This is a genomic window from Amycolatopsis stemonae (assembly GCF_054781455.1).
The window spans coordinates 37,303-57,084 of the sequence record NZ_BAAGUJ010000012.1 but is presented as its reverse complement, the minus strand read 5'-3'; the positions used below and the strand labels follow the sequence as shown (position 1 = coordinate 57,084).

The 19,782-nt window shown below is 71.0% G+C and carries 22 protein-coding genes and 1 pseudogene; 13 read left to right on the top strand and 10 right to left on the bottom strand.

Annotation, left to right across the window (positions count from 1 at the left end):
• Nucleotides 1–27 precede the first annotated feature (27 nt).
• Nucleotides 28–657 (bottom strand): GntR family transcriptional regulator, encoded by a 630-nt coding sequence (locus ACYVLJ_RS34975; RefSeq protein WP_451977011.1) that lies wholly within the window; start codon nucleotides 655–657, stop codon nucleotides 28–30.
• A gap of 225 nt (nucleotides 658–882) precedes the next feature.
• Nucleotides 883–1,281, bottom strand: coding sequence for an SCP2 sterol-binding domain-containing protein (locus tag ACYVLJ_RS34970; RefSeq protein WP_451977014.1), 399 nt, complete (start codon nucleotides 1,279–1,281; stop codon nucleotides 883–885).
• Nucleotides 1,282–1,449: 168 nt separating this feature from the next.
• On the opposite strand from ACYVLJ_RS34970, the gene ACYVLJ_RS34965 reads away from it, so the two are divergent.
• The 10 genes from ACYVLJ_RS34965 (at nucleotide 1,450) to ACYVLJ_RS34920 (ending at nucleotide 9,494) form a co-directional block, all read left to right on the top strand.
• Nucleotides 1,450–2,838, top strand: coding sequence for a Rieske 2Fe-2S domain-containing protein (locus ACYVLJ_RS34965; protein ID WP_451977017.1), 1,389 nt, complete (start codon nucleotides 1,450–1,452; stop codon nucleotides 2,836–2,838).
• Between the two features lie 5 nt (nucleotides 2,839–2,843).
• On the top strand, nucleotides 2,844–3,362 hold the full coding sequence (locus ACYVLJ_RS34960; protein WP_451977020.1) for an aromatic-ring-hydroxylating dioxygenase subunit beta: 519 nt from the start codon (nucleotides 2,844–2,846) through the stop codon (nucleotides 3,360–3,362).
• 13 nt (nucleotides 3,363–3,375) lie between these two features.
• Nucleotides 3,376–3,648 carry a dihydrodiol dehydrogenase gene (locus ACYVLJ_RS34955; protein WP_451977023.1) on the top strand — a complete coding sequence of 91 codons (273 nt, stop codon included), beginning with the start codon at nucleotides 3,376–3,378 and terminating at the stop codon, nucleotides 3,646–3,648.
• Between the two features lie 5 nt (nucleotides 3,649–3,653).
• Nucleotides 3,654–4,469, top strand: a complete 816-nt coding sequence (hcaB, locus tag ACYVLJ_RS34950) for a 3-(cis-5,6-dihydroxycyclohexa-1,3-dien-1-yl)propanoate dehydrogenase (RefSeq protein ID WP_451977026.1) — start codon at nucleotides 3,654–3,656, stop codon at nucleotides 4,467–4,469.
• Between the two features lie 85 nt (nucleotides 4,470–4,554).
• The gene (locus tag ACYVLJ_RS34945; protein ID WP_290057902.1) at nucleotides 4,555–4,812 is read left to right on the top strand and encodes a rubredoxin; all 258 of its coding nucleotides are present in this window, start codon (nucleotides 4,555–4,557) and stop codon (nucleotides 4,810–4,812) included.
• The gene (locus ACYVLJ_RS34940; protein WP_460441891.1) at nucleotides 4,809–6,596 is read left to right on the top strand and encodes an electron transfer flavoprotein; all 1,788 of its coding nucleotides are present in this window, start codon (nucleotides 4,809–4,811) and stop codon (nucleotides 6,594–6,596) included. The genes ACYVLJ_RS34945 and ACYVLJ_RS34940 overlap by 4 nt, the downstream gene beginning before the upstream one ends.
• A 22-nt stretch (nucleotides 6,597–6,618) precedes the next feature.
• The gene (locus tag ACYVLJ_RS34935) at nucleotides 6,619–7,167 is read left to right on the top strand and encodes a flavin reductase family protein (RefSeq protein WP_460441890.1); all 549 of its coding nucleotides are present in this window, start codon (nucleotides 6,619–6,621) and stop codon (nucleotides 7,165–7,167) included.
• Nucleotides 7,168–7,212: 45 nt separating this feature from the next.
• The gene (locus ACYVLJ_RS34930) at nucleotides 7,213–7,896 is read left to right on the top strand and encodes a 2-keto-4-pentenoate hydratase (protein WP_460441889.1); all 684 of its coding nucleotides are present in this window, start codon (nucleotides 7,213–7,215) and stop codon (nucleotides 7,894–7,896) included.
• On the top strand, nucleotides 7,890–8,009 hold the full coding sequence (locus ACYVLJ_RS34925; RefSeq protein ID WP_460441888.1) for a hypothetical protein: 120 nt from the start codon (nucleotides 7,890–7,892) through the stop codon (nucleotides 8,007–8,009). The genes ACYVLJ_RS34930 and ACYVLJ_RS34925 overlap by 7 nt, the downstream gene beginning before the upstream one ends.
• Before the next feature lie 1,185 nt (nucleotides 8,010–9,194).
• Nucleotides 9,195–9,494 (top strand): hypothetical protein, encoded by a 300-nt coding sequence (locus ACYVLJ_RS34920; RefSeq protein ID WP_460441887.1) that lies wholly within the window; start codon nucleotides 9,195–9,197, stop codon nucleotides 9,492–9,494.
• A 170-nt stretch (nucleotides 9,495–9,664) separates the two neighbouring features.
• On the opposite strand, the gene ACYVLJ_RS34915 is transcribed toward ACYVLJ_RS34920, so the two are convergent.
• Entirely contained in the window at nucleotides 9,665–10,123 is a 459-nt protein-coding gene (locus ACYVLJ_RS34915) for a GNAT family N-acetyltransferase (RefSeq protein ID WP_460441886.1), read from the bottom strand.
• A gap of 189 nt (nucleotides 10,124–10,312) precedes the next feature.
• Here ACYVLJ_RS34915 and ACYVLJ_RS34910 point away from each other — a divergent pair, with 189 nt between their 5' ends.
• On the top strand, nucleotides 10,313–11,152 hold the full coding sequence (locus ACYVLJ_RS34910; RefSeq protein WP_460441885.1) for a YwqG family protein: 840 nt from the start codon (nucleotides 10,313–10,315) through the stop codon (nucleotides 11,150–11,152).
• Between the two features lie 437 nt (nucleotides 11,153–11,589).
• Here the strand turns inward: ACYVLJ_RS34910 and ACYVLJ_RS34905 are convergent.
• The 4 genes and pseudogenes from ACYVLJ_RS34905 to ACYVLJ_RS34890 all read right to left on the bottom strand — a co-directional run.
• Nucleotides 11,590–11,721: pseudogene (locus ACYVLJ_RS34905) on the bottom strand (transposase); the annotation flags it as partial.
• Between the two features lie 258 nt (nucleotides 11,722–11,979).
• Nucleotides 11,980–13,380, bottom strand: coding sequence for a polysaccharide lyase 6 family protein (locus ACYVLJ_RS34900; protein WP_460441884.1), 1,401 nt, complete (start codon nucleotides 13,378–13,380; stop codon nucleotides 11,980–11,982).
• 757 nt (nucleotides 13,381–14,137) lie between these two features.
• Nucleotides 14,138–15,151, bottom strand: a complete 1,014-nt coding sequence (locus ACYVLJ_RS34895; RefSeq protein WP_460441883.1) for a DNA topoisomerase IB — start codon at nucleotides 15,149–15,151, stop codon at nucleotides 14,138–14,140.
• Between the two features lie 45 nt (nucleotides 15,152–15,196).
• Nucleotides 15,197–16,699 carry an FAD-dependent oxidoreductase gene (locus ACYVLJ_RS34890; RefSeq protein ID WP_460441882.1) on the bottom strand — a complete coding sequence of 501 codons (1,503 nt, stop codon included), beginning with the start codon at nucleotides 16,697–16,699 and terminating at the stop codon, nucleotides 15,197–15,199.
• A gap of 138 nt (nucleotides 16,700–16,837) precedes the next feature.
• On the opposite strand from ACYVLJ_RS34890, the gene ACYVLJ_RS34885 reads away from it, so the two are divergent.
• Nucleotides 16,838–17,638, top strand: a complete 801-nt coding sequence (locus ACYVLJ_RS34885) for a GAF and ANTAR domain-containing protein (protein WP_460441881.1) — start codon at nucleotides 16,838–16,840, stop codon at nucleotides 17,636–17,638.
• Nucleotides 17,635–17,895 (top strand): hypothetical protein, encoded by a 261-nt coding sequence (locus ACYVLJ_RS34880; RefSeq protein ID WP_451977103.1) that lies wholly within the window; start codon nucleotides 17,635–17,637, stop codon nucleotides 17,893–17,895. Before ACYVLJ_RS34885 ends, ACYVLJ_RS34880 begins: the two co-directional genes overlap by 4 nt.
• Nucleotides 17,896–17,898: 3 nt before the next feature.
• Here ACYVLJ_RS34880 and ACYVLJ_RS34875 read toward each other — a convergent pair whose 3' ends face one another.
• From ACYVLJ_RS34875 to ACYVLJ_RS34865, 3 genes are all read right to left on the bottom strand, one after another.
• Nucleotides 17,899–18,621, bottom strand: coding sequence for a GAF and ANTAR domain-containing protein (locus ACYVLJ_RS34875; RefSeq protein ID WP_460441880.1), 723 nt, complete (start codon nucleotides 18,619–18,621; stop codon nucleotides 17,899–17,901).
• A gap of 51 nt (nucleotides 18,622–18,672) precedes the next feature.
• Nucleotides 18,673–19,368 (bottom strand): GAF and ANTAR domain-containing protein, encoded by a 696-nt coding sequence (locus tag ACYVLJ_RS34870; RefSeq protein ID WP_451977109.1) that lies wholly within the window; start codon nucleotides 19,366–19,368, stop codon nucleotides 18,673–18,675.
• Between the two features lie 247 nt (nucleotides 19,369–19,615).
• The gene (locus tag ACYVLJ_RS34865) at nucleotides 19,616–19,777 is read right to left on the bottom strand and encodes a hypothetical protein (protein ID WP_451977112.1); all 162 of its coding nucleotides are present in this window, start codon (nucleotides 19,775–19,777) and stop codon (nucleotides 19,616–19,618) included.
• Nucleotides 19,778–19,782: the final 5 nt, after the last annotated feature.

The window sequence follows — 19,782 nt, the reverse complement described above, 5'->3', positions numbered from 1 at the left end:
CCATGCCACCCGTTCAGGTGAATGTGGCTACACTTCCACGAACTTCCAGAACCGCGAAACGTGCTCCTCCATGAGCTTGCCGGCCCGGTCCGCGTCCCGGTGCTCGATCGCTTCGGCGATCTCGGTGTGCTCGCGCTGCGCCTGCGCCAGATCCGTGCTCAACCGGTTCTTCTGGAGGTAGAAGTCGTTGAGGTCCCAGGTGTCCATGGCCAGTTCGGCCAGCCGCTGGTTGCCGGAGGCGGCCAGCACGGCCGAGTGGAAGTCCCGGTTGGCCCCGGCGAAGGCGAGTGCGTCGTTCCGCTTGGCCGGGCCGGTGCCGCGCACCAGCATGTCGTCGATCTCGGCCAGCTGGGTGTCGGTCGCGGTGAGCGCCGCGAGCCGGGCGCCCGCTCCCTCGAGGATGCCCGCCACGGCGAAGTGGTCGCGCACCTTGCGTTCGTCCGGGACCGCCACCTGGCAGCCGACCTGCGGAATGACCGAGATGAACCCGGCCGAGGCCAGCCGCATCACCGCGTCCATCACCGGCCGGCGGCTCACGCCGAACTCGGTGGCGAGGTCGTAGGTGCTGAGGATCTCGCCGAACTGGTGGCGTCCTTCGAGCAGCTGGGCGAGGAGCGCCTGGTAGATCTGGTCCGTCTTGGTGACTGACGCGGTCATGGGCATGGGACTATCCGGCCCTTCGGTGCGGGAAGGTCGGTGCGGACGTACTGGTGATCACGCCGAGATTCTAGCGTGTCAGTGACGAACTGTGGCGCACCGAAGCGAAGGCTGTCGCGCGGTGACCGGCTCATTGGGCCGGGTGGAGCAGGGGCTCGCGCCGTCCGGGGCAGTGCTAAAGCCGGAGCGGACGCCCGCTCCGGCTTCAGGTGTCCGCGGTCTTGGTCAGTCCACCGACCAGTCGGTGTCGTCGATCTGGCCGAACATCTTCATGGCGGCTTCGAGGCCGGGCAGGTTCGCCAGCGCCACCGACATGGAGCCGCGGAACTTGACCTTCCGGGTGACCATCGCCTTGGCGGCGGGCAGTTCACCCTCGCCGAGGCGCTGCCAGGTCTCCACCTTGGCCGTCAGCACGAAGTCCGGCTTCACGCCTTCGGCCGGAGCGCCGGCGCGCACGACCTCACCGGCGTTCACCTCGATCTGGCCCGCGCGGCTCTCGTTCTCCGCGAGCCGGTACTCGACGACCATGCTCAGCTTCTTGAGGCCCTCGCGTGTTGCGTCCGTGGTGTTCCAGAGCTCGGCGTAGGACTTCATCCACTCCGGCGACAGGACGGGTGTTCCCATGGTGCGCTCTCCTTCGGTTCGCCTCCGCGGCGGACAACTGGGGTTTGACAACGAGGCTGAAGATACTAGTATCTTAGAAAGCCAGTCAAGCTGTCGCGGCGGCCCCGGCGCATTGTGGGCCCGCGATTCTTCGGAGGAGACAAAGATGTCCGATGCCAAGGCGGTCACATGTTGAGGAATGAACTCCGGCAGATCCTCGAGAAGGGTTTGCAAGACGTAGAGGCCGACTGGACCGTTCCGGCCGCGATCATCAACGACCCGGAGATGCACGCCGCCGAGCGTGAGCGCGTCTTCGGCCGCTCGTGGGTTTTCCTGGCCCACGAAAGCGAAATCCCGGAGCGCGGCGACTACGTCGTCCGGTACATCTCGGAGGACCAGTTCATCGTCTGCCGGGACGAGGACGGCCAGGTCCGCGGGCACCTGAACAGCTGCCGCCACCGCGGCATGCAGGTGTGCCGCGCGGAAATGGGGAACGCGTCCCACTTCCGCTGCCCGTACCACGGCTGGACCTACAACAACAAAGGCAGTCTCGTCGGCGTGCCGGCCGGGCGCGAGGCGTACGGCAACAAACTGGACAAGTCCCTGTGGCAGCTCAAGCCGGTCCCGCAGCTGGACACCTACAAGGGGCTGATCTTCGGCTGCCTCGACCCGGAAGCCCCGTCCCTGGACGAGTTCCTCGGGGACATGAAGTTCTACCTCGACATCGTCCTGGACCGCAGTGACGCCGGCCTCGAGGTCGTCGGCGCCCCGCAGCGCTGGGTCGTCGACGCGAACTGGAAGCTCGGCGCGGACAACTTCATCGGCGACGCCTACCACACGATGATGACGCACCGGTCCATGGTGGAACTCGGGCTGGCCCCGCCGGACCCGAAGTTCGCGCTCTACGGCGAGCACGTGCACACCGAGCACGGCCACGGCCTCGGCATCATCGGGCCGCCGCCGGGCATCCCGCTGCCGGAGTTCCTGGGTATGCCGGAGAACATCGTCGAGCAGCTGCAGCGCCGGCTTTCGCCGGAGCAGGTCGAGGTGTTCCGGCCGGTCGCCTTCATCCACGGCACCGTGTTCCCGAACCTGTCGATCGGCAACTTCCTGATGTCGAAGGACCACGTCTCGCCGCCGACGTCGTTCCTCACGCTCCGGCTGTGGCACCCGCTCGGCCCGGACAAGATGGAGATCATGTCCTTCTTCCTCGTCGAGAAGGAAGCGCCGGACTGGTACAAGGAAGAGAGCTACCAGGCCTACGTGCGCACGTTCGGGATCTCCGGGGCGTTCGAACAGGACGACGCCGAGAACTGGCGCAGCATCACCCGGGTGCTGGGTGCCCAGTACGCCAAGACGATGGAGCTCAACTACCAGATGGGCCGCGGCGTCTACGAGCCCGACCCCGACTGGCCCGGTCCCGGCAAGGCGTTCCCGATGGACTACGCCGAAGCCAACCAGCGCAACTTCATGGAGTACTGGATGCAGCTGATGGTCACGGACCCGGCGCCGCACACCGGAAACGGCAAGGTCTCCGACGCCGCCGCGGCCGAAGCGCTCACGCGGGCGGAGGCGTAGCGACCATGACCACCGCAACCGAGATCACCGACGCCACGGTGCGTGAAGTCACCGAGTGGCTGTTCACCGAAGCCGAACTGCTCGACGCCGGCAAGTACCGCGAGTGGCTCGACCTGGTGGCCGAGGACCTGTCGTACGTCGTGCCGCTGCGGGTCACGCGCGAGCGTGAGGCCGACACGGACATCGTCGAGGGGATGACCCTGATGGACGACGACTGGGACTCGATGGAAATGCGCGTGCTGCGCCTGGAAACCGAGTACGCGTGGGCGGAGGACCCGCCGTCCCGCTCACGGCACTTCGTGACCAACGTCCGGGTCGCCGCCGGCGAGGCGGCGGACGAGGTGGCCGTCAAGTCGAACCTGCTGCTGTACCGCACCCGCGGTGACGTCGCGACGTTCGACATCCTCTCCGGCGAGCGCCACGACGTGCTCCGCCGGGTGGCCGGCGGCTACCGGCTCGCCAAGCGGGTGGTCGTGCTCGACCAGACCACCGTCATGACGCACAACCTCGCCCTGATCATGTGACGGAGGCAGTTCGGTGACTATCATCCACAACGCGGGCCAGGACCCGATCATCCAGATCGCCAACGAGTTCACGGTGATCCAGGTGAGCTACACCAGCACCGGCCAGCGGGAACGCCTCCTGGTCCGCTCGCCCCGGCTCGGGTTCCAGACGCTGCTCGACCCGCTGCAGCTGGAAAGCCTCACCTGGCAGCCGCCCGAAATGTATTCGAAGCTGCTCGACACCCCGTACGGCCCCGGGACGGAGCTCAACGCGCGCCCGCTGTCGGCTCTGCTCGGAAAGGACTGATTCCCATGGGTTTCCTGGACGGGAAGGTCGCACTGGTCACCGGCGGGGGATCGGGGATCGGCCGGGCCGTGGTCGACCTCTACGTGCAAGAGGGCGCGAAGGTCGGCATCCTCGAGATCTCGCCGGAGAAGGCGCGGGACCTGCAGGAGAAACTGCCCGCGGACGCCGTGGTCGTGACGCAGGGCGACGCGACTTCCATGTGGGACAACGAACGCGCCGTCGCGGACGTGACGGAAGCGTTCGGCCCGGTGACCACCGTGGTCTGCGCGGTCGGGGTGTTCGACTACTTCACCGAGCTCCCGCAGCTGCCGAAGGACAAGATCGGCGAGGCGTTCGACCAGCTCTTCTCGGTCAACGTGAAGAGCAACCTCCTCACCGTGAAGGCCGCGCTGGAGCAGCTGATCGAGAACCGGGGCCAGGTCATCCTGACCATTTCCAACGCCGGGTTCTACCCCGGTGGCGGTGGTCCGCTCTACGTGGCGTCGAAGTTCGCCGTCCGCGGCCTGGTGACCGAGCTGGCGTACGAACTTTCCCCGCACGTACGGGTCAACGGCGTGGCCCCCGGCGGCACGATCACGGACCTGCGGGGGATTCCCGCGCTGGCCAACGAAGGTCAGTCGCTCAAGGACGTCCCGGACATCGAAGGCCTGATCAAGGGGATCAACCCCCTGGGCGTCGTCGCCCAGCCGGAGGACCACTCCTGGGCCTACGCGTTCCTCGCCGCCAAGGAACGCGTGCCCGCGGTGACCGGCACGATCATCCACAGCGACGGCGGGCTGGGCGTGCGCGGGATGACGCGCATGGCGGGGCTCGAACCCTGACCCGCCCCCGCACCAAGCGGGGAGACGGCCTCGGAAACCCCGAGTTCCGGGGCCGTCTCCTTTCCACCCTCGAAAGGAGGCGTCGATGAAGACGCTCGTGGCTACCGAAGAAACCCAGGCCGATCCGGACACCGCGCTGTGGATCTGCGATGTCTGCCAGGACGTGTACGACCCCCGCCTCGGCGACCCCGAAGGCGGGATCGAGCCCGGCACGTCCTTCGCCGACATCCCGGACGACTGGGTCTGCCCGGTGTGCGGGGCGCGCAAGAAGGAGTTCCGGATGCTGGCGCCGGGCGAGGAGTACGACGTCGAGGACGACGCCTACGCCGGAGCGCAGGGGTGACCACGCCGGGCCGCGTCCTCGTCTGCCTCAAGCAGGTCCCGGTGCCGGGCCGGGGCGTCTTCGACGAACGGACGAAACGGATCCGCCGGGACGACGACCAGGTCGTCACCAACCCGCCGGACCTGCACGCGCTGGCGCAGGCGCTGACCCTGCGGGCGGAGACCGGCTGGGAGGTGGTGGCCGTGACGATGGGGCCGCCCGCGGCCGCGGAGACCCTGCTCGACGCGCTGCGCCGGGGGGCCGACCGGGCCGTGCACCTGGTCGACCGCCGCTTCGCCGGCGCCGACACCCTGGCGACGGCCCGCACCCTGGCGCGGCTCGTCGAGCGGGAGCGGCCGAACCTGGTCCTCACCGGCCGGTGGACGCTCGACGGCGGCACCGCCCAGGTCGGCCCGCAGGTCGCGGAGCTGGCCGGGCTGCCGCAGCTGACCCAGGCCACGAGCCTGCGGATCGGCGACGGTGTGCTCGCCGCGGACGTCGAAACCGACGTCGGCCGGGAAGCCTGGACCGTCGCGCTGCCCGCCGTGGTCGCCGTCGGGCGGGGCACCGAGCCACCGTGGGTGACCGAGGCCGACGCGTCGGCCGTCGAAACCCTCACCGCCGAGGACCTCGGGGGAGGACCGAAGGACTTCGGCACCCGCGGTTCGCCGACCTTCGTGGCCGAGATCCGGCACGAGGCGCGCGAACGCCGGGCCGAGTACGTCGGGGCCGGGTTCGACACCGCGGAACTGCTGGAGGCGGCCTTCGCGCCGCTCGAGCCCGAGGCCGAAGTCGTCGTGCCCACGCCGTCGCGCGAGATCTGGACGGTCGCCGAGCCACTGCCCGGCGGTGGCCTCCACCCGGCGAGTCTCGAAGCGCTGGCCTGCGCCCGCTCGGTCGCGGGCGCGCTGCGGGCCACGATCGTGGCGGTGCTGCCGTGCGACGAGCCGCACGACCTCCCCCGCGTGCTCTACGCGCACGGGGCAGACCGGGTGCTGGTCCTGCGGGGCACCGAGCCGGCGGACTACCGCACGTACCTGGTCACCGACGCACTGAGCACGGCGATCGCCGCGCACGCGCCGTTCGCGGTGATCGCGCCGTTCAGCGCCCGTGGCCGCGACTACGCCCCGCGTGTCGCCGCCCGGCTCGGGCTCGGCCTGACCGGCGACTTCACCGCACTGGAAGTCCGTGACGCCGACACCGACGAGCCCGACCTGCTCTGGCTCAAACCGGCGCTGTCGGCGGACGTCGTCGCGCCGGTGATCGCGCACTCCACGCCGTCGATGGGCACGTTGCGGCCCGGTTCCTTCACCGCGCGAGCGGTTCGCGACCAGCGGGAGCCGGACGTCGAGTTCGCCGGTGGCACGGCGACCGGTGACGCGTCGTGCACCGCGCTCGAGCGCCGGGTCGAGCGTCCGGACGGACCGCGGATCGCCGCGGCCCGGCTGGTCATCGGGCTCGGGCCCGGCCTGGGCACCGGGGCCCGCCGCGTCGCCGAACGCGTCGCCGCGACACCGGGCATCGCGCTCGTCGCGACGGCCGCCGCGGTCGCCGCGGGGGAGGCGCCGCCGCAGCTCGAGATCGGCCCACTGGCCCGCAGCATCGCACCCGCGGTCTACCTCGGGTTCGGGCGGCACGACCTCGGCACGCTGCAGGCGGTCAAGGCCGCCGGCCGGATCGTCGTCGTCGACCCGGGCGCGTGGCTCGACGCCTTCACCGGTCTCGTCGACACCGTCGTCACCGCGAACGTCGAGGGCGTCTTGCTGGACCTGCTGCTGGCGACGGCCGGAGCGGTCGCCAGCTGAAACCGGAAACCCGAGGAGGACCATGAGTACCGCCGCGCCGGCGAGCGTCGACCCGAGGCGGTTTCGCGACGCCATGGGCCGGTTCGCCACCGGCATCACGATCATCAGCACGCCGACCCCGGCGGGGCCGCACTGCATGACCGCCAACGGTTTCATGTCGGTGTCCCTCGTGCCCGCCCTCGTCGTGGTGTCCATCGCCCGACACGCCAGGATGCACGATCTCCTCGTGGAGAGCGGCGTTTACGGCGTCAGCGTCCTCGCCGCGGACCAGGAACCGCTCAGCACGCACTTCAGCGGCCGGCCGGACCCGGACCTGCGGCCACGGTTCGACGACCACGCCGGGGTCCCCCTCGTGGCCGGGGCGCTGGCCCAGGTGGCCGCGGAGATCGTCGAGGCACACCCCGCCGGTGACCACACGTTGTTCGTCGGCCAGGTCCGTCACCTCGCCGACGCTGCGGGCGAGCCACTGGTGTTCCACGCCGGCCGGTACCGGCACCTGCTCAGCCCGGCGGCGGACCCGGAGTACTCCGACGCCTGGTCCGGCTTCTGCCTGGATCCGTTCGGCGCTTGACCCCTGGAGGTATCGCATGCCCACCCGCCCGACCCGGTGGCTGCCGTGAACACCGCCGTCCGCGAAGCGGCGGACCGGCTGCAGAACGCCGTCGACACCGGCAAGCCGTGCCTGCCGATCCGCGACCTGTTCACCTTCGGCGACATCGAGGCCGCCTACGCGGTCCAGCGGCTGAACACCGAGCGCGCACTGGCTGCGGGCCGGCGGCCGGCCGGCCGCAAGATCGGCCTGACCTCGCCGGCTGTCCAGCGCCGGCTGGGGGTCGCCCAGCCCGATTTCGGTGCGCTGTTCGCCGACATGGCCGTGGCCGACGGCGGCACCGTGCCCGCCCGCCGGCTGCTGCAACCCAAGATCGAGGCCGAGGTCGCCCTGGTGCTGGCCGACGACCTGCCGGACCCGGACTGCACCGCGGCGGACGTGATGCGCGCCACCGGCTTCGCGGTGCCCGCGCTGGAGATCGTGGACAGCCGGATCACCGACTGGGACATCTCCATCGTGGACACGGTCGCGGACAACGCGTCATCCGGCCTGTTCGTACTGGGCGGCACCCGAGTGCCGCTCGACCGGGTGGACCTGCGGACGGTGCGGATGACGTTGTCCCGCCACGGCAAGGTGGTCTCGGCGGGCAGCGGCGCCGACTGCCTCGGCAGCCCCTGGCCGCCGCCCGCTGGCTGGCATCCACGTCGGCCCGCCGGGGAGATCCCCTGCGGGCGGGCGACATCGTGCTGACCGGCGCACTCGGTCCCATGGTCCCCGTCACACCAGGAGACGTCTTCCACGCCGAGATTTCCGGCCTCGGCTCGGTGCGGGTCGCCTTCGCACCCGAAGGCGAATCGCGGTGAGCAACGCGAAAGTCGCCGCTGCGGGGGATCAGGATCGGTGCCTGGCTCACGCTTGGCACCGCCGCCCACCACCCTGCGTAGCTCTCGCCGCGCATCACCGGGGCTGAACGAACACGGAAACCACCCCGCGCATCGGCCAGAGCGAGCGGGTACGACATGGTCTCAGCATGGATCCTGATCATGAGCACGACCGATGGACAGAAACTGAAGCCGAGCGGGGATACGTCCGCGCACTGTTGCGGCTCATGGCCGCGAGCCAAGGTGGTCGCCGAACCCCGATCCACTCCGGTTACCGGTCGCATTGGGCCTTCCCGCCGGATGTCCATCCGGAAAGCCACGATGCACCGCTGACGTTGGAGACGGTGAAGACACTCGCGCCGGGTGAAGTGGCGACGGTGCGACTGCATCCGCTCATGCCTGATCTCTGGCCACCGGTCGAGCCGGGGCTGCGGCTGTCGATGCGTGAGGGAGCCCGGATCGTCGGACTCGCCGAGGTTGTGGAAGTAGTACCCCCGAGTCGATGAGCACGCTCTCATCGACTCGGCCGGCGTCGACCGCGCGGTATGCGGCATGAGCGCGCACCAGTTCCGGCGGTCGTACCTCCGGCCCCGCTCGCCGGCGACCGGGAACGCCAGCCGCGCGGCTCCGCCGTCGTCGCCCGTGACAGTCTGCAGGCAGAGCAATCGACGTCATTGACCACTCGGCGCGCCGTGCCCGGCCAGGCGCGCCGAGATGCAGTCGAGCATCGACCGCAGGCGGATGCCTCTAACTCTCCGATTCTCTCGCCCACTCAAACGGAGGCGGTGTCCCCGGCGCTATCACGAAGTTCCCGGGGTAGGTGGCATCGCAGACCCCACACCTCGCACGAAGATCGTTCATGCGGGTCCACGGACTGCCGTGTTCGTCCGGAATCGCGGGCATCGAGTAGCCGCGTTGCTCCGTGACCAGCGACGGCCACTGCGGATCGCAACGACATCCTTTTCGCTTCAGCCACCTGATGGCCATATCCCCGCTCCTTGCTGTGCGTCGCCGACACGGCACATTCCAGCATGCATACCAGAGCGGGAAGGATCCAGGGGAGCTTCAGCCGGCGACTCATCAACTACAGACCCATGAGCGGATGTGGTCCCGCTGGGGTGGGGCTGGGACTGGCCGTTCTACGGAGTCCGGACCTCCGTCTTCGATGTGACCTTCATGGTCGGCGCTGGCGAACGTATCGAGGCGGTAGAGAACGTCGATGCCGAAGTTCGCCTGCCTGACGGTTCTCGCTGGAGCGCGACGATCTTCACACCGCTGAAGGTCGAGCGTCTGATGTCGGAATGGGCCGGTACCGGACAGTACGGCGGGGGCGGTTGCTTCTGGTGCTCCGATGGCCTGATCGTCCGCGAGTCCGGCGTGGACAACATGGTCATCGCGCTCGCGGGCCTTCACCAGAGCGGCCCCTTTCGCGACGCTCTGAACCGCCTCGATGAACCGGCCGGGTAGTTCCGGCAGCATGGTCCAAGCGCGACGAGCGCGCCCAAGGCGTATCTACCCGGTAAGGGTGGGTGGCAGCCCGTTCGAGCCGGGCCGGGGCCGGGGAACTCACGTCTCGACGGGAGGTGTCGGGGTTCCTGCTTCAACGCCCGCTCCGCGGCATGACAGGACGTACGGAGTCAGCGACCGCAGCGGTCCACGCGTTGCCAGGGCCAGTCGGTGGTGAGCCAGTGCGCGACGGCGTCGGCGAGCGGTACGTCCAGGCTTGATCTGTCGGCCCGCACCCAGGACCGTACTGTGACATCCCACTCCTCGGAGGCCGAAGGGTACAGGTAGACGCAGCCGATGACGTCGTTGTCATGCGGGGTGAGAACGGTAAAGGTGAAACCCGCCCTGCGCGTGAAGTCGTCGGCGTGGCGGCGAAGGTCGGCGAGGTTCGCCTCGGACGTCATGCCGTCGCGTGGTGGCCAGTTGCCGTTGTGAAAGCCGGGAGTGGACCGGACGTGCTCGATACTGGACATCCATGCGGCATGATCGGCGGGATTGTGCTGTGGCCCCAGCGGTTCGAGGCGGAACTGGTCGGTTGCGAGCGAAGTCGGCGGCTCGAAGCCGGCTGGCACGAAATTGTCCGCGGTCATGATCGGGATCGTAGTGGCTCGCTGGACCGGCGTCCTGACGATCCACCTGTCACTCCACGCTGAATGAGCGCGGTGATCGTCACTCCTTTTGCGTCGGCTGCGCGACGGAGCTGGTCGGGCGGGTTGGGCGTTGTGTTGGTGTGCTGCCAGGATGTGTCGGTGACGTCATGGAGAGATCGACTTAGTGCCGTGGCCTACGAGCGCCTGCCCGCGGAGGCAGCAGCGGCGTGGGCGGGACTTTTCCGGCCGGGCATCCGGTTGGCCTCGGTTGGTGCGGGGCCGCGTGTGGGACGGATCGGCGGGAATCCGGCCATGCCTGCGGAGGTGGAGTGGCCGGTGTGGCTGGGTCGGGGACCACTCAACTTCGTTGCCGCGGTGGACTGTGCTTCGCTGCCGCGCGAGTTCCTGACCGTGGCACTGCCGGAGGCGGGCATGCTGTTGTTCTTCTACTTCGACGGGTGCCGCCGACCCGTCGAGGACGACTTGGCGCTGGTCGGCGACGCCGAGGGCAGCCGGGTTCTGTTCGTCCCGGCGGACGTGCCGGTCGTCGAACGGCCGGCTCCTGCAGGCATCAAGCCGTACCCGGGCCGGGACCTGTTCGGTGAGGTCGTGGCGACGGCGCCGGAGCGCGAGCATGTGCTGTTGGACTGGACGAAGACTGCCAGCGGGGCTTCCCTGGCCGAGGCTGTGGCGACGGTCCTCGGTCCCGGTCGGTGGGGGACCGACGTGTTCGGTGAGCTGGTCTACGAGGTCAACAGCAGCGGCCCGCAGCACCAGGTCGGCGGGTTCGCCGCTCCGGTTCAAGACGCCGTGGAGAAGGAGGTCGCCGCGGCGATACTCGAGGGCTCGTGGCAGGACCCTCGCTTGGCCGAGGAGGCGGCCCAGTGGGTGCTGCTGGCCCAGATCGACAGTGACGAAGTCGCCGACATGACGTGGGGCGATGTCGGGATGCTGTACTGGCTCATCCGGACCGACGATCTTGAGGTCGGCCGATTCGACCGCGTGCGGTGCACCATGCAGTGCGGATGAGGGTCTGCGTCGATTCCGCGAAGGGACAGGGTCGAACCTCACGGACGGCTCCGGTGCGCTGAACCGCACTCGCCAGCGATCGTCCCGGGCTGCCTGGAGGCTTGGTGAGCGCTGCGAGCTGCGTGGCGGCGTGGGCTTGAGTTCGAGGAGGCGAACCAGGTCCGGCGCCGATCTTCCCAGACGATTTTCCAGCGAAGAACCGGTGTTTGAACCGTACGAGGCGTAGGGGTGAGGCTGTCGCGCTCATCGGCATGAGAGTGCGTCACACCGGCCCGCTGGAAGCTATCGGCGGACACCGCGGCTGACGGTCGGGCGTCGCTACCGAGTAGGTGTGATCGGCCGACTGTCGCTGCACCCGCGTGACCCAAACCGCCCGATCACTCGTATTAGGCCCTGCGTACGACGCGGGCGTGGAATATCAACAGGTCAACCCGGCAACGGAAACTGTTGCGCAGCAGATGAACCACGCACATCCGAGTGATCGTCTGCGGCCAGACGGTCATGATCGCGTCCGGCAGGCCAGTCAACCCATCACACACGACTATGAGCACGTCGACGACACCGCGGTTCCGTCGTCGGCCCACCAGCCGAGGATGTCGCGGCGGCCCTCGCAGGTCACCGCCAGGGCGACGTAGATCGGCCGGTGGCGACCGCACTGTCTGCACGGACACGCCGGTGCCGGCGGCGACGTCCTCCCACAGATGTCGACGCGTAACCGCCGGTGCGGCAGATCGGCGGCGGCGTCGAACACTCGCCGCCGCGTTTCCCCGACTGCCTCCACCCGGATCCGGCACGCCCGCGTAGCAAGTTCGCCGGGCGAGCAGGGATTATGGCGCACGGGGGCCAACGTCGGCCGGGGTCAGCGGCCGGGCTGGGGTGGCGATGGTGTACTGATCGGCGCCGGTGTCCTTGGCGGCCGGCCGGGTCTGCTGGTCGATGTCGAGCGTTACCTGCGGGAAGGAGCCGGTCGCCGCGCCGATCGCCGGACTGTCGGCGGCGGGCCGCAGCAGACCGTGTGTGTCCTTCGCCAGCTTCGGGTCGATTGTCTTGTAGGCGCCCGCGGGCAGGGTGCCGGCGGGGGAGCCGAACAGGATGTTGCCGGTGAAGTGCGAGGACGTGCCGCTTTCCTTGGCCGCCGGCTGGCCGTGGCCGAGCAGGATGTTGTCGGCGAGCGTGTCGTCCGAGGGTGGGAACGGCTTGCCGCTGTTGTACCAGACGAGCGGGCCGCTGCCGGAGAGCGTGTTGAACGCGACCAGGCAGTGGTCGGCGGCCTCGTGATCGGTGCCGCTGGTGGTGTCGTCGCGGACCTCGCCGCCGCCGACCTCCATCGCCGGCCCCGTGGTGTCCTCGACGACGTTGTTGACGATGACGTGGTTGTTGCCGAAGAAGCGGATGCCGGTGCTGCCGCCGACGAGGATGTTGCCCTCGACGCGCGTGTTCCACCCGTGCCTCAAGGAGATCGTTCCCCGGCTGTTGACGACCGTGTTGTACCGCACCACGTTGCTGGTCGACTTGATGGAAATCGCTTCTGAGTCGCCGTCGGCCTTGTCGAACAGGTTGTCCTCGATCAGCCCGTTCGCCACCGCGTGCTGGCGGCCGGAGAGGCCGAAGCGGATCGACTCGCCGCCGTTCGCGCCTTGGTACTGGTGGTTGTAGAAGTAGTTGTGGTGCGCGTGGACCCGCTGGGCCATGTCGTGCGCGCCGGGGCCGACGACCTGGAGGTAGACCCCCTGCGCCGTCCGGTTCTGGAAAGTGTTGTGGTCGACTTCGGTGTCGTCGGCCTTGACCGTCAGGTCGGCGCCGCCCGGATTCCCGCTGAAGGTGTTTCGTGTTATCCGGTTGGCGGCGGCGTTGCCCGGCACGGTCAGCCCGGCGTCGTTGTCGAACTCGAAGCCTTGCACGACGACGTGGGACGCCCCGGTCAGGTCCAGCCCGCCGGCCCCGGTGAACCGGACCTGCCCGGGCTGGGCCGCGGCGATGGTGATCGGCGCCTGCGCGGTGCCCGAGTGCGGCACCCGGATCAGGCCGGTGGCGTAGGCGCCGGCGGCCACCTCGACCCGGTCGCCCGGCCGCGCCTGGGCCAGGGCCTCGGTGAGCCGGCCCGGTGACGACGCGGTCAGTGTCCGGGGGCCGGCGGCCGCGCCGGCCGGGGTGGCCACCGGACCGCAGATGGCGAGCAGTCCGGCGACGCCGGTCGCGGCCAGTGCGCGGGGGAGGGCGGAGACCATGTCAGCTCCTCTGGTGGTGAATTCAGCGGGGTAAGGAGAGAAAGCGTCTTCTCGCCGCGAATGCCTGATTAGGGGGAAAGCGGTGACGGTGGGGAATTCCGGAGGCCCCGTCCCGGCCCGAGGATGATTTCCGGCCGGGTTCCGCATTCGCCGCACGCTCATTCGCACTCCCGGAATCGGGTGACAGTCAGTCCCGTGACTTCTGCGGCGGCCCACTCAGGGAACCATCAAAGATCGGATGAGTCAAGCTGAGTGACCTGCACGTGCAGCACTTGACGGTCATGTGTCACCAGGCGGGACATGCGGGTCTGCGCTCAGAGATCCTATCTCTCGGCTGTGGCGGGGTCGGCTCCGAAAGCGGCCGGGCCGCGAATGCGCTCAGCGGATACCGGGCCGGGCCTTCATGCCTGCGCGACACGGGCGCATTCCGCGCATTTCCGCTGGGCGAGCGGTGGGAACCGGTCGGCCGTCCCCTAGGTAAGGGACGCCCGCCCCGCAATTGAGGATGACAACTGTGCCGGGCAGCCGATCCTGGGCCGGTGATGAGGGCGCCGGGGCCGCGGGTGTCGACGTGCCCGCGGTCGCGGCCTACGACGGTGCTGCGCGGCCGGGACCCGGGCGAAGTGGCGGTGCTCGCCACGCGGGGTCGCGACGATGCACGGCGTCCAGCTCGGCGAGCGCGGGAGCCGGCCAGCGCGCGTGGGGTCGAGGCGGGGGGCTGGGACGTCTCGCTTCGCGGGTGCCCGTGAACGCGGGTTCAGGCGCGGCTGAGCAAGCGCGCGCAGGCCTTCTCCAGCACGGCTCGCGCGTCGTCCCCGTCGAGGCGCCCGGCCCGCTTCAGCGCGGCCGCGATCGTGCGCTCGCCGCGGTAGGCCGCCACCACCCGGGGGTCCACATAGGACGTCCGGCAGACCGCCGGGGTGTTGCCGAGCGCGTGCGAGACCTCCTTCATCACGCCCGACTCCGCGCGCTTGCCGGCGGCCTTCGACGCCGGGGGCCCGGCCGCGGCGAACGCGGCCGCCGCCAGCACCGTCGCGGTCCACGTGCGCAGGTCCTTCGCCGTGCAGTCTTCGCCGGCCAGTTCCTTGAACCGCTCGTTGACGTCGGCCGCGCGCACCTCGTGCCAGGCGCCGTCCTCGCGGTAGACGAGCAGCCGGTCGCTGCCCGTCCGGCTGCGCCGCAGGGACTTCACCACCGCGGCCAGCGCGGCGTCCCGGATCGCCACCTCCCGGTCCAAGCCGCCCTTGGCGACGTAGCGGAACCGGCACTCGTCCCCGCGGACCGTGACGTGCGAACGCAGCAGCGTCGCGACGCCGTGGGTGCCGTTCTCTTCGGCGTACTCCTCGCCGCCCGTGCGGAAGATCCCGCGGTCGAGCATCCGCAGGGCCGCCGCGAGCACCCGCCGCCGCGTCAGGCCGGTCCCGGCCAGGTCGGCCTCGACCGAGGCCCGCCACGCGGGCAGGCGGCGCGCCATCGCCAGGACGCGGTCGTGCTTCTCCTCGTCACGGTCCCGCCGCCACTGCTCGTGGTAGAGGTACTGGCGCCGGCCGGCGTCGTCGGTCCCGACGGCCTGGACGTGCCCGTTCGGGTGCGGGCAGATCCACACCTGCCGCCACGCGGGCGGGATGACCAGGCCCGCGATCCGGTCGAGGAGCTCCTGGTCGGTGACCGGGGTGCCGTCGGGCATGGCGTACGAAAAGCCCCGGCCGCGGCGAACTCGCCGGATGCCGGGGCCGCGCAGGTCACTGCGGCGCAGCCGGGTGCGTCCCATCGACGCCAGGTACCCCCGCCGGGCGCGGCGAAACCCCGGACGGGCTCAGGCGGGCCCGCGGCGGAGCGGCCGGACGGCCGGGCCTTGCACGACTTCGCCGTCGACGCCGAAGCGCGAGCCGTGACAGGGACAGTCCCAGGTTTTTTCGGCGTCGTTGAACGAGACGAGACAACCCAGATGGGTGCAGTGCGCGCCGACGGTGTGCAACTGCCCGGCTTCGTCGCGGTGGGCGGCGACGAGCTCGCCGCCCACCCGCACGATCTCGGCGTCACCGGGGCCGAGGTCGTCGAGCTTCGCGGTGCGCCACAGCGCGGCGACGTGGTCGCCGATCAGGTACTTCGCCACGGTGAGGTTGTCCTCGGCCAGGCCGAGCACCGAACCGGCGTCGAAGCGGTTGGGGTCGTACAGGTCCGCGGCGGGGTGCGGTTCGCCGAGGATCCGCGCGGCGAGGACGTGCCCGGCCGCGGTGCCGCCGGTCATGCCCCACTGGCCGAACCCGGTCGCGACCCACAGGTTCCGCGCCCCGGGCAGGTACCGGCCGACGTACGGCAGCAGGTCCACAGTGGACAGGTCGTGTGCGGACCAGCGGTGCGTGACGCGGTGCAGGCCCGCGTGCGCGTCCGCCCAGTCCGCGAGCCGCCGGTACCGGCGCTCGACGTCGACGTGCGCCCCGACGCGGTAGTGCTCGCCGCCGGCGATCACCATCGGCGTGCCGTTTTCGGTGTACCGGCGCACCGAGTGGTGGGTGTCCGCGTCCAGGAACATGCCGTCGGGCGGGGCGTCGCCGGCGGCCGGGCCCGCGACGACGAGGTCGCGGACCGGCTCGAGGCGGGCGAAGTACAGGCCGCGGTCGAGCACCGGGTAGTGCGTCGCGACGACGACGTGGCCGGCCACGACGTCTCCGCGCGAGGTACGGACGGTCCGTCCGCCCAGCGCGGTGGCGCGGGCGTTCTCGACGATGGTCCCGCCCGCCCGCTCGACCTGTTCGGCCAGGCCGAGCAGCCAGCGGCGGGGGTGGAAGTGCGCCTGCCCGGTGGTCCGGACGGCGCCGAGGGCGGGCACGTCGAGCGCGACTTCGGTGCCGAACGACGCCGGCAGCCCGGCCGCCGCGGCGGCGTCGGCCTCCCGCTCCAGCGAGGCGAGGGTGCGCTCCCGCGTCGTGTAGACGTAGCTGTCCGCGCGGGTGAAACCGCAGTCGATCCCGAGCTCCGCCGACGTCGCGGCGATCCACTCGAGGGCGGCGGCCTGCGACTGGGCGTAGGTCGACGCCGCCTTCGCGCCGTGCCGGGAGGTCAGCTCCGCGTACTTGGCGCCGTGCTGCGCGCTGACCTTCGCGGTGGTGTGGCCGGACACCCCGGCCGCGACGCGCTCGGCCTCGAGCACGACGACCGAGCGGCCGGCGCGCGCGAGCAGCAGCGCGGTGGTGAGCCCGGCGATGCCCGCCCCGAGGACCGCGACGTCGGCCTCCGGGGGCACCGGCTCACCGGTGCGGTCGGGCGCCGGAGCGGTGTCGACCCAGAGCGAGAGCGGTGCGGGCAGCGCGGTCATGCGTGGCGGGTGCCCGCTGCCGGCCTGGCGAAACCCGGCCGCCCGGCAACGCCGCGTGCGCGGTCCGTCGCGCGCGGTGGGCCGCGTCACCGCGTACGGTCGGGGTGGACAGGCAATCCAAGGAGGCGCGGAAGCGGGATGACGGCGGATCACGTCCACGACGTGTCGGTGGCCCTGCTCGAGCTCGCGGAATCGTTGCGGGCCGAACAGCCCCGCGACGAGGCGCTCGCGCGGATGGCGGCCCGGGCCGTGACGCTGGTACCCGGCGCCGACGCGGCGAGCGTGACCCTGTTCGACGGCGGGGTGCCCACCACCGTCGCGGCGACCGATGCGGCCGTCCTCGCTCTCGACGAGGCCCAGTACGCCCTCGGCGACGGCCCCTGCATCGAGGCGACGCGGACCGAGACGGTCGTGCGGACCGACCTCGGCCAGGCACGCCGCCGATGGCCCGCGTTCGCCCGTGCCGCCGCCGGCGCCGGTGTCGAGACGATGCTCTCGTGCCCGCTGTTCGTGCGCGCCGACGACGCCGCCGAGCAGGAGGCCGCGCACTACCACCGCCTGTCGGGGACACTCAACGTGTGGAGCCGCCGCCCGGGCGCCTTCGAGCCGGTGCACGCCGCGCTGCTCGCGGTGTTCACCACCGCGATGTCGGGGGTGATCCTGACCGTGGCCCGCTGGCGGCTCGCCGAGCTCGAAGCCCGGCAGCTGCTCACCGCGCTCGAGTCGCGGGACGCGATCGCGACGGCCAAGGGGATCGTGATGGCGCGCCGCGGCCTCACCGCCGACGAGGCGTTCGCCTGGCTCACCCGGCTGTCCCAGCGCAGCAACCGCAAGGTGCGCGACATCGCCGCGCTCCTCCTGGCCGATCCCGGCGTCGTTGAGCCGTGCGAGAGCGACCGGCGCCGGGCCGGGCTCGACCGTGGACTGCCGCGCCCGTGAGCTGCTCCGGGCCGGGTGCCGGCTCGCGACCGGAAGAGGTCGCGCGCCGGCTGCTCACGCGGACCGAGCTTCGCGCCGCGGAGAACGAGGCCGTCGGCATCCTCCAGGTCTGGCACGACTGCCGGCGCGAGCAAGCGCGCGACGAGCTCGACGTCACCGGCACCGCCGCCGGTCAGGAGGTCGAAGCCCGCCGGATCATCGCGGTGGTCGACGCCGACGCGAACGGCCGGGCCGACCCCGACGCCGGCTGGGACTGAGCTTCAGGCCCCCAGGGCCGACTGCAGGTCGAGGGCCTGGTCGGTCACCGCCTGGGCGACCTCGCGCAGGCTGCGGCCGGAGTGGGTGCTGTAGGCGAACAACCGCGCCCGCGCGACGTCCGGCGCGATGTCCAGCGAGGCGGCGACCACGCCGACCGCCTGACCGATGTGCACCCGGTCGTTCAACGTCGTCAGCGTGTGCTCGGCCAGCCGCGCCAACCGCCGTTGATCACGCTCCTGGGTGAGCCCGAGCGTCGCCAGGTCGGCGAGCGCCTGCCCCTGCCGCAGCCGCCACACCGAAAGGTCCACCGGCCGGTCGTAGAAGACGTTGAGCCCTCCGACGGCTTGGTCGACCAGCGACATCGGGAACGCGTAGACCGCCCGGAAGCCGGCGGCCGTCGCCGTGGCGACGAACTTCGGCCACCGCCGCTCCCGGGCCAGGTCGGCGCTGCGGACGATGGAGTTGTCCTCGACGCAGTCCACACAGGAGCCCTCACCGGCCTGGGCCTGCAGGACCTCGATGAACCGGACCGTTTCGTCGGACGCCGAGAGCACGCTGACGCCGCCCCGGGGGTCGGTCACGAGCACGCCGGTCGCGGTGGCCTCCAGCGCCGTGCCGTACGCCTGCGTCACCGCTCGCAGCACGGTCAGCCCGTCGTGGTGGGCGGCCAGCAGCGCGGTGATTTCGGTGACGGCGTCGCCGAAGTGATCCGTCGGAGTGCTCACGCCGTCAGCATACGGGCACCCCACGGCCCCGGCCCGGTGGTCGCCCGAGGCTCAGTCGGGTGGTGCTTCGAGGCGCAGCTGCCGCAGCACGACCGCCCGCGCGACCTCGGTCAACGGCAGGTGGTGGCTGAAGGCGTGCGCCCTCAGCCGCAGCAGCGCGTCTTCCAGGCTCACCCGCAGCTCGGTCGCCAGCATCCCGGTCGCGACGTTGACGTCGTCGTAGAAACCCTCGTGGGCCGGTGGCGACGCCGGTTCGGTGCCGGCGCTGTCGGTGAGCAACGCGGTCGTCGCGAGGTCCGCCAGCACGAGCGCGTCGGCCAGCTCGTCGGCGGACAGCCCGCCGGTCCGCCGCCGGTAGAGGCCCAGCGTTCCGAGCCGGATCGCGCCGGCCTGCAGCGGGAAGGCGAACGCCGCCGCGAGCCCGCTGGGGAGCGCGCTGTCGGTCAGTCCCGGCCACCGGTCCCGGTCTGCCCGCAGGTCGTCCACCAGGACCGGGCCGCCGGCTTCGTACGCTTCGACCCCGGGGCCTTCACCGACGGTGTACTGCAGTTCCTCGAGCGCGGCGGTCCAGTGGTCGCTCGCCGCGGCCAGGTCCTGCACCCGGGACTCCGTCCGCACGGTGATCGCGGCGCCGTCCACCTGCAGCTCCGCCACCACCAGGGCGACGACGACGCCGGCCCAGCCGCCCTCGCCCGGCGCACGCTCGCTGAGCAGCCGCCACAGCCGCTCACGGCGCCGACCGTCCACCGCCCGCTACCTCCGCACATCCGGCGACCACCACTCATCCGGCCGTTCCCGTGCCCATCATCGCGCACGCGTCGCCGTGGTGCCGCATCGTCGCGGAGGTTTTCCCCGTTTCGCCCGGTCAAGGCCGGGGTGTCCCGGGGCATGACCATTTTCGTGGTGTGGGTCCCGGCTGCCGGCCTGCCGGAGATCAACCCGCGGCCTCGAGCGCCGGCGAGTCGCGTTCGGACTGTCCGAACGCGACCGAACGTCAGCCCGACTGGGGGTCGCTGTCGTCGTGTTCGTCCCCGCTCGACGTGCCCTGCTCGCCGCGGAGGGTTTCGCTTTGCGCCTCCGGGGTGTTGCCGTGCGGGTCGTCGTGCTCTTCGGCGGCCGGATCGGTCGGGCGCCGGGTTCGGTCATCGGACGGCATGGCGG

What these genes read in the sequence shown, in the direction of transcription:
- ACYVLJ_RS34975 (WP_451977011.1), bottom strand. Translation starts at nt 657, where the DNA reads ATGACCGCGTCAGTCACCAAGACGGACCAGATCTACCAGGCGCTCCTC.
- ACYVLJ_RS34970 (WP_451977014.1), bottom strand. Translation starts at nt 1,281, where the DNA reads ATGGGAACACCCGTCCTGTCGCCGGAGTGGATGAAGTCCTACGCCGAG.
- ACYVLJ_RS34965 (WP_451977017.1), top strand. Translation starts at nt 1,450, where the DNA reads ATGTTGAGGAATGAACTCCGGCAGATCCTCGAGAAGGGTTTGCAAGAC.
- ACYVLJ_RS34960 (WP_451977020.1), top strand. Translation starts at nt 2,844, where the DNA reads ATGACCACCGCAACCGAGATCACCGACGCCACGGTGCGTGAAGTCACC.
- hcaB (WP_451977026.1), top strand. Translation starts at nt 3,654, where the DNA reads ATGGGTTTCCTGGACGGGAAGGTCGCACTGGTCACCGGCGGGGGATCG.
- ACYVLJ_RS34945 (WP_290057902.1), top strand. Translation starts at nt 4,555, where the DNA reads ATGAAGACGCTCGTGGCTACCGAAGAAACCCAGGCCGATCCGGACACC.
- ACYVLJ_RS34935 (WP_460441890.1), top strand. Translation starts at nt 6,619, where the DNA reads ATGAGTACCGCCGCGCCGGCGAGCGTCGACCCGAGGCGGTTTCGCGAC.
- ACYVLJ_RS34915 (WP_460441886.1), bottom strand. Translation starts at nt 10,123, where the DNA reads ATGACCGCGGACAATTTCGTGCCAGCCGGCTTCGAGCCGCCGACTTCG.
- ACYVLJ_RS34900 (WP_460441884.1), bottom strand. Translation starts at nt 13,380, where the DNA reads ATGGTCTCCGCCCTCCCCCGCGCACTGGCCGCGACCGGCGTCGCCGGA.
- ACYVLJ_RS34895 (WP_460441883.1), bottom strand. Translation starts at nt 15,151, where the DNA reads ATGGGACGCACCCGGCTGCGCCGCAGTGACCTGCGCGGCCCCGGCATC.
- ACYVLJ_RS34890 (WP_460441882.1), bottom strand. Translation starts at nt 16,699, where the DNA reads ATGACCGCGCTGCCCGCACCGCTCTCGCTCTGGGTCGACACCGCTCCG.
- ACYVLJ_RS34885 (WP_460441881.1), top strand. Translation starts at nt 16,838, where the DNA reads ATGACGGCGGATCACGTCCACGACGTGTCGGTGGCCCTGCTCGAGCTC.
- ACYVLJ_RS34865 (WP_451977112.1), bottom strand. Translation starts at nt 19,777, where the DNA reads ATGCCGTCCGATGACCGAACCCGGCGCCCGACCGATCCGGCCGCCGAA.